This window comes from Paenibacillus roseus (assembly GCF_016424485.1).
In the GTDB taxonomy this organism is placed as follows: Bacteria; Bacillota; Bacilli; order Paenibacillales; family Paenibacillaceae; genus Paenibacillus_D; species Paenibacillus_D roseus.
Genome location: NZ_JAELUP010000020.1, coordinates 39,101 through 55,293 on the forward strand (window position 1 = coordinate 39,101; position 16,193 = coordinate 55,293).

Here is a 16,193-nt window from a genome sequence, read left to right on the forward strand (position 1 = left end):
CAGGCAAGCTGACGAGGTGAGGGTGTTCGGATTTATTCGGCGGGGACCCTTCGGTTATTCATCCAGACCGTAAGTCGAAACGCAAAACGACCGGGTAACTGGTCGGACAAAGGTTCGGCAGGATGCTAAAAAGTTGAACGAATGCATGTAAGGCGGAACTTATTGAATTTTTCATATATGGATTAAACATTGGTGTTTCATTGTGAAGCGGCGTCCATTCTCTTCGGGAGAGGTCTATTTTCTCATGGAGTTTTATCCTCTGAGGGGGGACTATGTGCAAGGATGGATTCGCAGCCCAAATTCATATTATCAGTAAAGGCTTACGCATGGACTGATCTTCCAGCGGGGAAGACAGATGCGGGCTTATGCGTTCACGGTGCCGATCTCATCGGCTAATGGGGACGTAACAACAAAATACTGCCTCTGGCCGCATGAGCTCAGGCATCCGTAGACGTTTTTACAAAAATAAACGTTACGGAGGTCTATATAAATATGTGTGGAATTGTTGGATATATTGGAATGAGAGATTCGCAGGGTATTTTGGTGGAGGGTCTTAAGAAGCTGGAGTACCGTGGCTATGATTCGGCAGGGATTGCAGTATTTACCGATAAAGGTCTGGAGATTAGCAAATCCAAGGGCCGTCTGGCTATTCTTGAGGAGAAGTTGCAAGGGCAGCCGTTGCAAGGTTCGGTTGGGATCGGGCATACACGCTGGGCGACTCATGGCAAGCCATCGGATGTGAACTCCCATCCGCATACGGATAATTCAACGAAATTCTCTGTTGTGCATAACGGAATTATTGAAAACTACCTGGAGCTGCGTGAAGAACTGAGTCTGGAGGGACGGCATTTTGTATCGGAGACGGATACAGAGGTTATCTCCCACCTGATCGCTTCTGAATACGATGGAGATATTGTAAAAGCCGTTCAACGCGCGGTAAAAAGAATGCGCGGCGCATTCGCGCTTGGTGTGTTGACTGAATATGAACCAGATCGTCTTATTGCTGTTCGTTACGCAAGCCCGCTTGTCATCGGACTTGGCGAAGGCGAGAACTTTATCGGCTCGGACATTCCGGCGATTCTGGAACATACGCGCAATGTATATATTCTGGACGACGGCGAAATGGCGATTTTGACACGTGATGGCGTTGAATTGCTGTCGATTCAGGGCGAAAATATTTCCAAGGAAATATTCCATGTCGATTGGGATTTGATTACGGCGGAAAAAGCCGGATTTGACCATTTTATGCTCAAGGAAATTTACGAGCAGCCGAAGGCTTATCGTGAAACGATGTTGGGCCGTATCTCCGAGGATGGCAAGTCCGTGCAACTGAAGGAAATCGGCATGACTGTGGAGCAGCTCAAAGCGATTCGCAAAATTCACATTGTGGCATGCGGAACAGCCTACCATGCGGGTCTGGTTGGCAAGACGGTAATTGAGCAATTGGCTCGCATTCCGGTTGAGACGGATGTCGCTTCCGAGTACCGTTACCGCAACCCGATTATTACCGAAGACACGCTCGTAATTGTAGTCAGTCAATCCGGCGAGACAGCGGATACGCTCGCTGCATTGCGTGAAGCGAAGCGCTGCGGAGCAAGAGTATGGGCGATTACGAATGTCGTGGGCAGCTCGGTTGCCCGTGAAGCGGATGATGTGGTCACGACTTGGGCCGGTCCCGAGATTGCAGTAGCTTCTACAAAGGCCTATTCTTCTCAGCTTATTGCTTTCTATATGGTGGGATTGTATCTGGCACAATCGCTGGAAACACGCGATCAGGCGTTTATCAGCAGCATTGCGCAAGAAATGCTGACCTTGCCGGAGAAGGTAGAGACCTTGCTGGAGCAGGCGCAGACTGTGAAGCAAATTGCCGAGTCGATTGCCAAGCACAGCAACTTGTTCTTCATCGGACGCGGACTCGATTTTGCGGTGGCACAGGAAGGTTCATTGAAATTGAAGGAAATTTCATACATTCACTCCGAAGCCTATGCTGCCGGTGAACTTAAGCATGGTACGCTTGCTCTGATTGAAGAGGGCACGCCTGTTATTGCGCTCGTAACGCAAGAAGAGCTGTATGAGAAGACGCTTAGCAATATTAAGGAAGTAAAGGCGCGCGGCGCACATGTGCTGGGGGTAACGAATAACAGCAATGAGGGCGAGGTAGCGAAGTCGGTTGACGAGCTGTTCGCGATTCCGAACACGCTGCCGCTGCTCACACCGGCCCTGTCCGTGATCCCGCTGCAGTTGCTCTCCTACTACGCTTCCCTGGCCCTCGGCCATGACGTGGATAAGCCGCGGAATTTGGCGAAGAGTGTGACGGTGGAGTAATAGGAGTTGTTTAAAAACCAAGAAACTTGGGGTAGATACCAATACCGTCATCAAGTTCGCAAGACATGAAGCGGCAAAGGAGATCAGTTGTCATAAAACTAGTTGTCCCAGTATAAAAAAGTCGTGAACCAGTAAAAGATGTCGTGAACCGAAATGCAAGATGAATGATTTTCAGCATCTAGAAGGGAGCCCGAGGGATAAATTCGTGGCTCCCTTTAAAAATGCCAAAAAACAATATACATACTACATGATTGGTGGTGAAAAAGTTGAATGACATTGGCCATAAAATAAAATGTATCCGTAAAGAAAACAATTTAAAATTATAAATGAGCAAATCCGCTTCCAGTAAACTGTAAAGTCAAAAAGAATAGAGACAAAGCGATCTCCTTGTGGTAAAAAATAGTCACCACAACGCATTTTTACACGAAGGAGAACTTGCTATGTCTCATACCGCCATCGTACCCGATTATACCACGCTTCGCAACTATTTGTTGCATCACCGGCTGCCGCTTTATTATTCCAAGCCGGTTTTGGCACATATCGAGACGTATATGGCTGCCGCGACCGCGAAAGGATTTCGCGGCAAAGTCGTGGACCTGGCGGAATACAGCGATTGCCACCGGACGACGCTCGGCCATTTCCTGGCCGAGGGCAAGTGGGACGAAGGCGTGCTGCAAACCAAAGTGAAGACCGAATCCCTTCGCCAAGTGGTGCAAGCTTCGAAACGGACAGCGGAGCCGCTGTTCGTCATCCACGATGATACGATTGCTCAGAAGACCAAGCCTTCGTCACAGGCTGAGACTCCCATGGCACTCACCGGTTTTCATCATTCGCATCTGCTTGGCAAGGTCGTGTGGGGCCACCAGGTTCACTCATCCATTCCATTGATCTCTACGACAAAACGAAGACCAGGCCCGATGGTACAGTCTATACGAAAATCGACCGTGTTTGCGACATGGCAGCGACGTTGCCGCTTCCGCCCTATAGGGGGTACGTGTTGGTCGATTCCTGGTTTACCTGCGCTCGTGTCATCGATAGCTACGCGGCGGCGGGTTATCACCTAATCGGGGCCTTGAAGGCCAATCGAATTCTCTACCCACAAGGCATCCGCACCTCCATTCAGAATTTTGCTGCCCACATTCGGAAGGAAGACGTTCGCCTTGTGACCGTGATGGACGTATCGCTACGAAGGCGCGTTGAACGAAATCGACAATGCCGTTGTCCTGCTGTGCTGGCCGGAGCAGGCGTTCGGGGAGCCAAAAGCACTGCGCGCGTTCCTGTGTACCGATGTTTCCTTAGGGACGGAAACCATTTAGGCTTACTATGCTAAACGATGGCCGATTGAGGTCTTTTTCTGCCAGTCCAAGCACAGCCTGGGATTTGAGACGTATCAGGTTCGTTCGGCCACAGCCTTTATTCGCCTTTGGGCGCTGCTTGCGTTTACCCATTTGTACTGCACGACCGGCTTGGAACAACCTCGTTCGTTCGGTGACGGCTTGCGTCTTGTCCGAAAGCAAGTCCAACAGGACCGATTTCGAGCCATTTATGAATGTGGACGAACCGGTGTCCCCTTTCTTGCCGTTTGTGAGCAGTTCAAACTGGCCTAAGGGGCATCTGTCATTTTTTGTATCCGTTTTTGCTCATTTATAAATGTTAACTTAAATTGGCTGTTAACCGGTGTCGCTGCAGAAGATGGGACGACTTATGAAGATGAATTCGAGAAAAGGTTGATTGAAGTTTTTAGAAATCTTGATGATTATGATAAGAAGGAAATAATTGAGTTTATAAAATTGAAAAACCCTGTCCCCTTAACTCTGGCTTTTTCTCACAAATACCGCATGAGAGTGTAACAACTCCATGCGGTTTCTTTTTGCCCCGGCAGTTCAAGGAAGAATAATAAAAACCGCCCGAGGTGGATGGTTAGAAATCTTCGACGAGATCGATGATGTCGCAGATTAACATCGGTTATTATCAATATTGATTATGAATGACGTGCCAAGTAGGCGGCGAATTGCTAAATGCTTCACGTCGGCTCGCTAAGACACCAATTTGTCTTACCCCTCCCAACTCCGTTTTTCTCTCATTCGTTCGCCAAAAGCATGCTAAGGACCCTCCAATATCACTTAAAAATAAAACGGCATTATCCGAAAGTCGACTTCAAAAAATCGTCAAAATCCCGCAGGCGTGATACTGTGCGAATTTGACTGGTCCTTTCATAATTCTTTTATTGGCCGTCTTTATAATGAAATGTAGTAGTCGTCCAGTTGCGGAAACCGCAGAAACCTATCCGCTTCAACCTTTATAGGTAGAGGAGAAAAATCATGAAAAATACAGTTATATGCCTATTAATTGCATTATTTGCGTTCGGGACTTCATTCTCGCAGATTCGACCTGTATATGCAGCCGAGAACGACTTTACTTTTACAGTCGGTTCCAACGGTGCAACGGTTGCGAACTACGGGGGCACGGATCTGAATGTGGTTATTCCCGCTACGTACGAAGGGACGACTGTAACCGAGATTGGGAGATCAGCATTTGATACGTACGGTACGGGCAAACCTAAAATTACGAGCGTCGTGATTCCGAACAGTGTGAAGGTAATACAAACGTATGGATTCCGTTATACTAGCCTCACTTCAATAGACCTTCCTGACAGCTTGTTAACGATCGGCTCCAGCGCATTCGAAAACAATTCGCTTACAACCGTCGTTTTTCCGGACAGTGTGACGACTATCGGCAACTATTCATTTTATATGAATAGTTTGACATCGATTAAATTATCGGAAAATCTGAAGACGATTAATGGTGGGGCTTTCGACACCAATCACATTACGAAACTGGTCATCCCGGCCGGTGTAACGAATGTCGCCAGTAGCTCATTCTATAATAACAGCTTGACAAGCGTAACGGTGTTAGGCAATGCAACAACTTTTGGGACAAGCGTATTTGCGGGTAATCCGGGCAATCTGAAAATATTTGGAATTGCGAATTCTCCCGCAGCCGCTTATGCGGCGAGCAACGGACATGCGTTTGTGGACGGAACGGGGTTGTTTCAAACGGTCGCTAGCGCCAAGTCGTTGTTGAAAAGTCACCTGCCGGGCACAGATGTAGGACAAGTGCCGGCGAATGCCTACAACGACTTGTCTGCAGCCTATGACGCAGCCAAGCTTTTTATCGACGAAATCGGGAATGCCACCGTCGCCTCCGACCTGGCTGACGCCACAACCCCACTGACCTCTTCAATCGCGGCATTCAATGCGCAAATTGTCCAGGCTGGCAATACCGCGGCGCTGGTCGCGGCGATCGCGGCGGCGCAGCAAGCGTTGACGGATCATCCGCAAGGCGTCAACGTAGGGCATACGTCGGCGGAAACTCGCACTTCACTTGGAACTGCCATCGGAACTGCGCAGCAGATTCTCGATAACGCAAGCCATTACACACAGGATCAATTGGATACTGCCGTTAACCAGTTAGAATCAGCGGTAGAAGTCTTTACTGCCGCTGTTGTTCAGCCGGGCAATCCGACGGCGCTGGTCGCGGCGATCACGGCGGCGCAGCAAGCGTTGACGGATCATCCGCAAGGCGTCAATGTAGGGCAGACGTCGGCGGAAACTCGCAGCGCACTGGGAACTGCCATCGGAACTGCGCAGCAGATTCTCGATAATGCGAGCCATTACACACAGGATCAATTGGATACTACCGTTAACCAGTTAGAATCAGCGGTAGAAGTCTTTACTGCGGCTGTTGTTCAGCCGGGCAATCCGACGGCGCTGGTCGCGGCGATCGCGGCGGCGCAGCAAGCGTTAACGGATCATCCGGAAGGCGTCAACGTGGGGCAGACGTCGGCAGACGACCGCGCTGCCCTGCAGACCGCGATAGATGCGGCGCAGGCTATTGCCGACGATGCGGAAAACCAATCTCAGATTCTATTAGATGAGGCCGCTGCCAGTTTGAGCAATGCTCTGGCAGAATTCAAAGCCGCTTGGGTAGAGTTGGTGCTAACCGCCTCGGCTAATGATTTGTACGGCACGAGCGACAAGCTTCGCTTTACCGTATTTTACGGATACGAAGTAACCGTGACCGGGACACCGGCCGTTCCGATTATGGTCGGAGACGATTCCGTCACTCAGACGGTATATGCCTCGTATACGGGAGCTCGCGGCACGGCATTGACGGAACTCACTTTCGAATACGAAGTTCCGGCCGGCCTCGCGGATGTGGACGGTATTGAAGTTGCCGTCGCGTTGGAGCTCCCGAACGGCGCAAACATCGTTCGCTCCTCCGGTGGATCCCCCGCTTCGCTGACGTACAAAGTACCGGACACCAGCGGAATACGTATTGTGGCGATACCGCCCGATGTTACCCTGACGGTTGCACCGAACGGTTTGGCACGTAAAACGATCAGCGTGACGGCAAGCGTGTACGGAGTAGCTGTGGGTAATGCACTGACGAAGCTACGTTGGTTGCCTGGAAGCCTTAGCGAGGCTGATTTTGCCGGCGGAACGGAAGGAACCGATATTTTGGCCGCGCGTCAATTCACCATAGCTGCCAACGGCGACTATACCGTATATGCCCGAGACGAAGCAGGCAATGAAGCAGTGAAAGCTATTACCCTCACCGGCATCTCAACACCGTCTTCGTCGAATGTCGGTGATCGACCGATCACATTGGAGACGACCGTGAAGATGAATCAGGGTGCTGGGATTACTGTTCTTGTCGGTCCAACCGACATCAAACAGGTCACGCGTTCGGACGGCACGGTGATCGAACAGGTCATCCTCTCCGAACGTACGAGGAAGCGAGTGCTGGAACTCCTGAAAGATGTGAAAGAACCGTTTGTCAGCATTGAAATCGACAATGCGGAGCAAGCGGTACAGGCACGTTTTCCGGCTGACTGGATCGCGGATATGGCCAAAGATTATCCGAATGCGATTATCGAGGTGAGGCTGAACAACTCCAGCTATCAATTGCGGATAAGCGCCATCGATCTGACCAGTTTGGCGAAGCGTCTCGACGCGGAAGTATCGGATTTGACCGTGAGCATCCTTCAGGAGCAGGCCGGAGAGGATGTTCGACAGGAGATCGACCGGATTGGCGTTTCCCAAGGTTTTGCTGTATTCGCCGACGTCATCGACTACAAGGTGGCGGCGGAAGCAAACGGACAAACGTTGGAGGTACGCGACTTCGGCGGATCGTACATGATCCGGACCATTAAATTGGACGGAGAGAAAACGAACCGTAACCTGGTTGCCGTTCAGTATATCCCGGCAAACGGAACCATCGTTTTTGTTCCGGCACAACTGGACATCGGTCCAGACGGCACAACGGAAGCAATTCTGAACGTGCCACATAACAGCTTGTATACAGTCGTAGATGTGCAGGCCCGAAAGTTCGTCGACTTAAACGGATACTGGGCGAAGGCGGATGTGGAGCATCTGGCGTCCAAGCTGCTGGTGAACGGTGTGGCGGCCGACCGTTTCGGACCAGTGGGAACCATTACTCGAGCGGAATTCACAGCCTTACTCATTCGCGGGCTGGGGCTGTCCGTGAAGGAGAGCGAGGGCGGTGCCCGTTTTGCGGATGTCCCTGCGTCCGCATGGTATGCGTCTGCGGTTGATGCGGCAGTGGCGAGCGGGTTGGTGAGCGGCATCGGTGGCGGCCGTTTTGCGCCTAACGACCCGATTACCCGCGAGCAAATGGCCGTAGTGATCGGCCGTGCCTTAACCTTCACCGGACATGGAAGTGGTGGCGATGGGCAAGAGGGCGGCCGCCTGGCCGCTTTCACGGATCGAGACTCCATTTCTTCATGGGCGAAAGCGGCGGTAGTCCAAGCATCGGAAGTCGGCATTATAAAAGGGATTGAAGACGGACGCTTCGCGCCGACAGAGTATGCAACGAGGGCGCAGGCAGCGGTTATGCTGAAGAGGTTCCTGCAATACGTGCATTTTATCGATTAGTAGTTCCAAAAAGAAGAATTCATAGATGCAACCCATTAAAAATCTAGTCCGTTTGACGATGCAAGAACAAGCTAGTTTACGCAGCTTTATTTCTAAGGGAAAAGCCTCTGCCCGGGCGATTAGAAGAGCACAAATCTTATTGGGAGCGGATGAAAACAGGCCAGGCTGATCCGTTCAAGTCAATACCGTGTATAACGTTCGAAAAATTTACTGAGCAAGGCTGGGAAGGCGCCATCGGTAGGAAAAAACGAGTTGCGCCGCCAGTGCCGCCCAATGTGAGCGGTGGGGTGGAAGCAAAAATTTTGAAGTGATTAGGGCAAGTACAGTATTAATTTAAACAGGGTGGTAATCAAGCAGCTTCAGCCAAGGAATTCTTTGGGCTGGGGCTTTTATTTTTAATGAAACGACGTCGCGCTTCAAGAATACAAGAAAACGATTTAAAGAAGTTAATGAGGTAAACAATCGTTAAACAAACCGTGATACACAGAAGTATTTCGTTAAGAGCTCGATGATAGGTAGTGTAAAGGATAACCCGCTCAGCGGTTTATCCAATAAACAAGAGGGAGTATAGGTTATGCAAGAATTTTTTTAGCGGCAGCCATCTTGTTCAACCTGTTTGTTTTTCACAACACTTGCCATTGTACGCAGCAGGAACTACTTATTTATGTAAGCACAAGTGGCAATAATAACAACAGCGGTACAGGTTCAAGCTGGCTGTGGCAGACGATTGGCAAAGTGAACAGTATCCATGTTGTTCGGGCAGGAATACAGGAAATTCGAGAGGCAAAGGCGTAGACTTCAATTCCTGCCACTATTGCAGGGTTACGAACCTGGAGGCTAGCGGCTGTTTGTTTAATTGCTAATTTTAAGCCATGTACAAGCCCCATGATAATGGATAGAATTAATCTGGGGGCTTTTTGACATGCGAAGAAGGGGGGAGCGGGTTCATGTCCTACTTCAAAAAACTTCCCATTACGACGCAATTGTTATTGCTGCTCTCGCTGATCGTCCTTGTCATGGTCTCGATCATGGCGGCCAATTATTTTCGCGCCGTTGAGGTGATCAAGGAGAATAACAGCAATTACATGCAGGGGATCATTTCCCAGCAGAATCAGTCCCTATCTTCGAATAGCAACGATATCAAGAAAATTATCGATACGGTCGCTTACAATGAACAAACTGTTCAGAACTATTTGAACGTCACTGATCCCGTGGAGCGATTAGAGGCGTATAATCAACTAAAAAGCTACTTGTCGGACATGCGGGGGATGAAGGAAGGTATCCTGGATATCGCGCTTGTGGGCAAGAATGGAAGCTACTTTAACATGAAGGCGGATACAGATCAATTGGCGGGAATCGCGCAGGATATCCCGGAGAAGGTTCTGTACTACTTTGATGGACTTCAAGAGCTTACGATCGCGAACGCAACTAAATGGGTGCTCATTGCCGGGGCGAAGATCTACTCTACGACGGATTTCACCAAGGGCGAGAACGAACTGGGAACCGTCCTCGTCGCGTTCGATGTCGGCGCGCTTTTCGGCAACGGCGACTCCATCGATTTGTCCAATCGGGCGACGATTTACATGACCGATCGCAACGGACGCGTCTTCTATACAAACGATAAATCCCTCTCAATAGGAGGCAGACTGTCGAAAGCGGAATTATTGGATGGGAATGAACAATATTTGATCAAAAGGGAACCGATCCCGGATTTTGGCGGCGAAATCGTCATCGCGATGCCGAATCATGTTCTGCTGCAGGGACTCAACGACATTCGCAAACAGCAGCTATTCATGGTCGCGATTGCGATCGGGTTCTTGATCATTCCGCTGCTGTTCGTCATCAACAATATTTTGCAGCCGTTGAAGAAGCTGATGATGCTGATGAGCGAAGTGCGTATGGGCCAAAAAAATCACCTCCGCAAAAGAATCGAAGTGGACGGATATGCGGAAATGATCATTATGGCCACGCGATTCAACGATATGATGGCGGAAATCGAAGGGTTGACGGAACGCTTGCTGGACAGCAAAAAGCTGCTCTACGAGACCGAACTGGTTAAGCGACAAGCGGAGCTCTCCTACCTGCAAAGCCAAATCAATCCCCACTTTCTTTACAACACGTTGGAGTCGATTAAAGGGCTAGCCGCAGACGAGGGCTCTTCTAAAATATTCGAACTTACTAAAGCGCTTGCGTTGTTTTTCCGTTTCAGCATTAAGGGGTCGGAGACAGTATCGCTTGATCGCGAGTTAACAATCATTAAGAACTACGTATATATTCAACAAATCCGATTCGGAGAACGTTTGCAAGTGGAATACGACTTTAGCGCAGCCTCTTTAGACTGCGCAATTCCCAAAATGATTCTACAGCCGATCGTGGAAAATGCCATCAATCATGGCATCGAGCCTCTCGAGCGCAACGGCTTGTTGGTGATTAAAAGCTATACGGAAGGGGATAATTTATATTTATCCGTGCAAGACAACGGGAGCGGAATGCACGCCGAACGGCTGGAGGACATTAACAAATCACTTGAAATGCAGAGGTCGGAGCGGGATGACCGGTCGTCCGAATCCAGCATTGGATTGATGAATGTACACGACAGGCTCCGCATCAAATACGGGGAAGCGTACGGAATCTGGATTACGAGCAATATCGGCTGCGGAACGCGTGTCTTGCTCAAATTGCCGATCGGGGGTGAGCGCAATGTATAACGTTATTATTGTGGACGATGAGGAACTGGTCATTAAAAGTCTGAAAGCCAGCGTTGATTGGGAAAGCTGTGGCTTTCAAGTCGTCGGTTATGCACAAAGCGGGGAAGAAGCCATTCGAGAGGTGCGCCGTCATATGCCGGACGTGATTTTTTCCGATATTCGGATGCCTGGCATGAATGGCTTGGAATTGATCAAGCGTCTGAAAGATGACGGCATATCCGCCAAATTTATCGTGGTCAGCGGACTCGCGGAATTTGCTCTGGCGCAGAAAGCGATCCAGAATGGTGTATTCGGTTATTGCCTGAAGCCGTTTGATGAAATGGAAATTACAGGTTATCTTCATCGGATTAAAAAGGAATTGGATGCCGCCCGCTCGTTGCCGGAAGAGGATATGCTCGACTTGATCGACAGCGATACGCCAGATGCGAACGACAGATTTATGCGCCAATTATACTTCGCGGGCATTGTCCGACCGGGGGCGGATAAACTGCGGCTCATGCTTTCGGTGAAACGGGAGAAGCAGTCAAGCCCCAATATGTCTTGTCTCGCCTTGCGCATTGGTTACCGAAAATTCCTGTACGTGATGGCAGACAGAGTCGCCGACGAATTACAGCCCTTGTTATGCTCCGGTGATTCCGGTATTTCAAAGGGAATCGGATTCAGCAGACCGTTTGCTGATCTGAACGGAATGAATCATGCCATTGTTGAGGCAGAGCTTGGCGCTTATCACTATTTTACGGCAGTAGACCCGCACTTATTTAGGGAGCTGCCTGATTCAGGCGATCGGAAGGCGGCAATCCCGAGCCTGTCGTCCGAATGCAATCGGATGGCTTATCTGACGCGGCTGGATGAGATGCTTCCCTCATTTGCGAACGGACAGTACGATATTCGGCATGCGATGTTGCTATACAACGATTGCATTTCGCATCTATGCCGATGGGGCTGGGATACGGCTGATTTATACTTGTATTCTTTTGATCAGTTGGCGGATCTTTTCGAGGACGTTAGAGAAATGGTCGCTTATCTCAAACGATTGTTCGTGGAGGAGCAAGCCGAGCACCGCTTCAACGCGCAGCCCGGACGCAATCAGACGTTGACCGCGGTTTTAAACTACCTCGATGGACATTTCGGCGAGGATATTACGATTCAAGGTATAAGTAAAATGTTCAGTTTAAACGCGAATTACATCTCTCAATTGTTCAGAAAAGAACTGGACAAAACGTTTACGGAGTATTTGAACGGTCTGCGAATGGAGCGGGCTACCGCGCTGTTGAGAACGACCTCGATCCCGATTAATGAAATTGCCGAACAGGTCGGATACAAAGATTACTTTTATTTCAGCAAATTGTTCAAAAAAACGAGGGGCGTCCCTCCAAAATCTTATCGTAATGAACATCGTCCGAGTCACTTCTCAATCGGCTCCTGAGCAACGGGGGCCGATTTTTTTGTATTTTCACATCGATCTCTTGTTTCCCAGTTAGATCTCGACCATAGGCAGGGTCATTTCTGGCGAAAAATCGCACGGGAAGACAAAAACAAACTAATTGAACGCCATGCCCTTTTGAAAACGCTTACTTTATAATGGGATTACGAAGAAGAGCATGGAGGTGAGAGGTTTGCAGAACGCATTGCGATACAAAAACGGCAAGCGATCATGGGGAGCAGGGGTACGCAGGCATAAGTATTTTTATTTGATGGTTTTGCCAATGGTTCTCTTCTACCTGATATTTGCCTACGTCCCGATGTACGGCGTGGTTCTTGCTTTTAAGGAATTCAATTATTCGCTGGGGATTTTGCACAGCCCGTGGAACCAGTTTCAGAATTTCCATGAAGTGTTTGGTAGCCCGGATTTCAAGACTGCCTTCAATAACACGCTATTGATCAGCTTCGGGCGTCTGCTTATCGAATTTCCGATGCCGATCCTGCTGGCGATCTTGCTAAACGAAATGAGAAGCTCTGGATTGAAGCGGATCTATCAGACGGTCTTCACGTTCCCGCATTTTATTAGCTGGGTTGTTCTGAGCGGCATCATCACGAGCCTGCTTAGCGATCAAGGCGTTCTCAATCAACTGCTGGAAGCATTCGGCATGGGCAAGAATACAATTCTGTTCAACAACGGCAGCTTTCTGGGGCTATTGTTCGCGTCGAATATTTGGAAGGAGGCGGGGTGGTCGGCAATTATTTATTTGGCGGCCATCGCAGGGATCAATCCAGAGCTTTATGAAGCGGCGTCTATCGACGGTGCCAACCGTTTTCAGCAAATAAAGGCGATTACATGGCCGGTGCTTCGCAATACGGCAGCTATTCTGCTGATTCTAGCCGTCGGTGGAGTTATGAACGGCGGATTTGATCAAATTTTTAATTTATATAACCCTGCGGTTTATCAACGCAGCGATATCATCGACACTTTCGTTTACCGGAGTGCTTTTACGGACGCTACGGGCTTCGGATTCTCGACGACCGTTGGTCTTCTGAAATCGGTTATCAATTTCGCGTTGCTGTTCGGCGCCAACTTTATCGTGAAGCATGGCTTGAAGGAGGAGGGGTTATATTGAAGCGAATATCGATTTCGAATATCGTCATCTCGCTGGTGTTGGGGCTATTGGCGGTTGTAGCGGTATTCCCATTTTATCAGACGCTCGTGCTCTCGTTCTCTACGATATTAGACAAGAAGTCGGCGGGGGTTCTGATCTTTCCGAAATCGTTCGATATTTCCGCCTATCGCTACATTTTTCTGCAAGGGAAAGTGACGAACGGCCTCCTTATATCGATTGTCGTTACCGTTCTCGGCACCATGGTGAACATGGCGGTCACGACAGCGGGTGCGTATGCCTTGTCCAAGAAGACGATGCCAGGGCGGAATGTTATCTTTACGTTGGTCATCTTCACGATGTTTTTTTCAGGCGGACTGATTCCTTACTATTTGACGATACAGGGACTTCACTTGCAAAACAACCTGCTCGTAATGATTTTGCCGACCGCGGTAAATGCGTTCTATTTGATTCTAATGAAGAACTTCTTCAGCACGATCAGTCCCGCGCTTGAAGAGTCGGCCAAAATCGATGGGGCGAACGACTTGAGCATCCTGGTTCGCATTGTCGTGCCGGTGTCCTTGCCCATTATGGCGACGATCACTTTGTTCTATGCGGTCGATCGCTGGAACGAATGGTGGCTGCCCATGCTGTTCATCAACAATACAAGCTTGCAGCCGCTACAGCTTGTGCTGCGCGACGCCATCACGAATTTAAGCCAAACGATGAACAGCACGACCGGCTCCCAACTGGCGGCAGGCGTTCAGAATGTGTACGCGGATTCCGTTAAGTCGGCCATGATAGTCGTATCCGCAGTACCTATTTTGTTGGTTTATCCTTTCGTGCAAAAGTATTTCAATGCCGGAATTATGATCGGTTCCGTCAAGGGATAATAATAAGGGCTTTGGCCGTTATTATAAATTGTGCTATAAATGACAGGGAGGGTTACAGGATGAACTTGAAACGAACAGCAATGACGGGGGTCGCGCTTTTGCTAATCGCCGGTATCGTGCTTGGGGGTTGCGGCAAAGACAGGGATACGAATTCAGCCGCAGGCTCGTCCAATTCGTCTGCCAGCAGCTCCACAACGGACAGCAATTTGGAGTTGAGTGTCGCAGCTTGGGATATTCAAACTGGCTTCGACAATCCGAACGCGAAGAACGATACGATCTATAACGACTTAACGGCGAAATTTAATGTAAAGATCAAGCCGGTTCAGGTGACATGGAACGATTGGCAGGATAAAGCCAAAGTGTGGGCGGCTTCTAGCCAACTGCCGGATATTTTCGTCAATTCGCTAGCTACGGACAACCCGGGACTGTATACGACATGGGCGAAGCAAGGCGTCATTAAAGCAATACCCGACGATTTGAGCGCCTATCCAAATTTGCAGAAAATCTTCTCTTTACCGTCTGTCCAACCGCTTAAAGTCAACGGCAAGTTCTACATGATTCCCAGAATGAGCTACGACGACTCCAGTGACTGGGTGCTGGATCGCCCCATTCGCTATCGGAAGGATTGGGCGGCACAAGCCGGATTTACCTCGGAGCCGGAAAGCTTCGACGATTTCGTGAAGATGACCCAAGCGGTGATGAAGCAGCACCCGGGCATTATCGGATTGTCGACCAACAACCAGAGCTACTTGCTGACGCTATTTTTGGGAAGCTTCCCCGAGCTGACGAATATCAAAACGTGGGTCAAAGAGAACGACAAGTGGATTCCTGCCTTTGCATCCGAGAAGGCCTATACCGGCATTGAGCAGCTTCGTTCGCTTTATACCGATGGGATTCTGGACAAGGACATCGCGATCCAGAAGGATGCCGACGGCGTCTCGAAATTTTTGGCCGGGCAGAGCTTTGCGGTATTCGGATTAGGGACGATGACGGATGACAAATTGGCATCCTTCACGAAAGCAAATCCAGGCGTGAGCGCATCGAATGCGATTGGCTACATGAATATTTGGCCTGCGGCAGATGGCAAGCGTTATACGTTCGTGGAAACGCCATACTGGTCGGAAACCTACTTCCCAAGCTCGCTCAGCGACGAAAAATTCGAACGCGCGTTGAAGCTGATGGATTATTTGGCCTCCGAAGAATTTGCAGGTCTAATGGCGAACGGCATCGAAAACGTCGATTACAAGATCGATAACGGCAAATCGGTATCGCTGCTGAAGGACAACGAATCGCTGGGTGAAAAGTATCCGATTACCAAAAATCTAGCCTTCCTGGGCACTTGGAACAACGGATTCCTCTACACGGGCAAGCAAGTTGTGAGCCGCAACAGCGAGATGGCCGCCTTGCAGCAAGATCAAATCGATACGTACAATAAATTCAAAAGTGAAGATACGCCTACGCCGATTGATTTCAATGTGTTCCTTCTTTCCACGCCTGCAAAGGATAAACTGGGCTCGCTGAAAATTTCCGATGATATCGTTAAGGTCATTCTCGAAAAAGGGGACCCGATAACCGTTTGGAAAAACATTCTCAAGGGCTACGACTCGAAAGGCGTGCAAGACGCAATCAAGGAAGTCAACGCAGAGGCGGCTAAACAGGGCATCCAATAATCGAGTTGGATGAACTGCAAGCCGACAGCACGAAGAAGCTTCTACGCCATCTTAACGGTGGAGGCGAAGCTTCTTCCATTGTACGAACCGCGACCTGTAGGTCGATAGG

Annotated in this window: 7 protein-coding genes and 1 pseudogene; all 8 read left to right on the forward strand. The window is 49.5% G+C overall.

Going from position 1 to position 16,193, the window contains the following annotated elements; all coding sequences use genetic code 11:
- Window positions 1-492 precede the first annotated feature (492 nt).
- The 8 genes and pseudogenes from glmS (at window position 493) to JFN88_RS07460 (ending at window position 16,084) form a co-directional block, all read left to right on the forward strand.
- Entirely contained in the window at window positions 493-2,325 is a 1,833-nt protein-coding gene (gene glmS, locus JFN88_RS07425) for a glutamine--fructose-6-phosphate transaminase (isomerizing) (protein WP_199018694.1), read from the forward strand.
- Window positions 2,326-2,765: 440 nt separating this feature from the next.
- Window positions 2,766-3,932, forward strand: a pseudogene (locus tag JFN88_RS07430) (IS701 family transposase).
- Window positions 3,933-4,646: 714 nt separating this feature from the next.
- Complete coding sequence (locus JFN88_RS07435; RefSeq protein ID WP_199018695.1) at window positions 4,647-8,282, forward strand: leucine-rich repeat protein; 3,636 nt, start codon at window positions 4,647-4,649, stop codon at window positions 8,280-8,282.
- A gap of 947 nt (window positions 8,283-9,229) precedes the next feature.
- Window positions 9,230-10,990: a sensor histidine kinase gene (locus JFN88_RS07440; protein ID WP_199018696.1), complete on the forward strand. Its 1,761-nt coding sequence runs from the start codon at window positions 9,230-9,232 to the stop codon at window positions 10,988-10,990.
- The gene (locus tag JFN88_RS07445; protein ID WP_199018697.1) at window positions 10,983-12,416 is read left to right on the forward strand and encodes a response regulator; all 1,434 of its coding nucleotides are present in this window, start codon (window positions 10,983-10,985) and stop codon (window positions 12,414-12,416) included. The genes JFN88_RS07440 and JFN88_RS07445 overlap by 8 nt, the downstream gene beginning before the upstream one ends.
- Window positions 12,417-12,606: 190 nt before the next feature.
- Entirely contained in the window at window positions 12,607-13,545 is a 939-nt protein-coding gene (locus JFN88_RS07450) for an ABC transporter permease (protein WP_233167538.1), read from the forward strand.
- Window positions 13,542-14,414, forward strand: a complete 873-nt coding sequence (locus JFN88_RS07455; protein ID WP_199018699.1) for a carbohydrate ABC transporter permease — start codon at window positions 13,542-13,544, stop codon at window positions 14,412-14,414. Before JFN88_RS07450 ends, JFN88_RS07455 begins: the two co-directional genes overlap by 4 nt.
- A 59-nt stretch (window positions 14,415-14,473) precedes the next feature.
- Complete coding sequence (locus JFN88_RS07460) at window positions 14,474-16,084, forward strand: extracellular solute-binding protein (RefSeq protein ID WP_199018700.1); 1,611 nt, start codon at window positions 14,474-14,476, stop codon at window positions 16,082-16,084.
- Window positions 16,085-16,193 lie beyond the last annotated feature (109 nt).

Bases quoted from the DNA above. Each gene is read 5' to 3' on its own strand.
- JFN88_RS07440 (WP_199018696.1), top strand. From the start codon at position 9,230: ATGTCCTACTTCAAAAAACTTCCCATTACGACGCAATTGTTATTGCTG.
- JFN88_RS07435 (WP_199018695.1), top strand. From the start codon at position 4,647: ATGAAAAATACAGTTATATGCCTATTAATTGCATTATTTGCGTTCGGG.
- JFN88_RS07460 (WP_199018700.1), top strand. From the start codon at position 14,474: ATGAACTTGAAACGAACAGCAATGACGGGGGTCGCGCTTTTGCTAATC.
- glmS (WP_199018694.1), top strand. From the start codon at position 493: ATGTGTGGAATTGTTGGATATATTGGAATGAGAGATTCGCAGGGTATT.
- JFN88_RS07445 (WP_199018697.1), top strand. From the start codon at position 10,983: ATGTATAACGTTATTATTGTGGACGATGAGGAACTGGTCATTAAAAGT.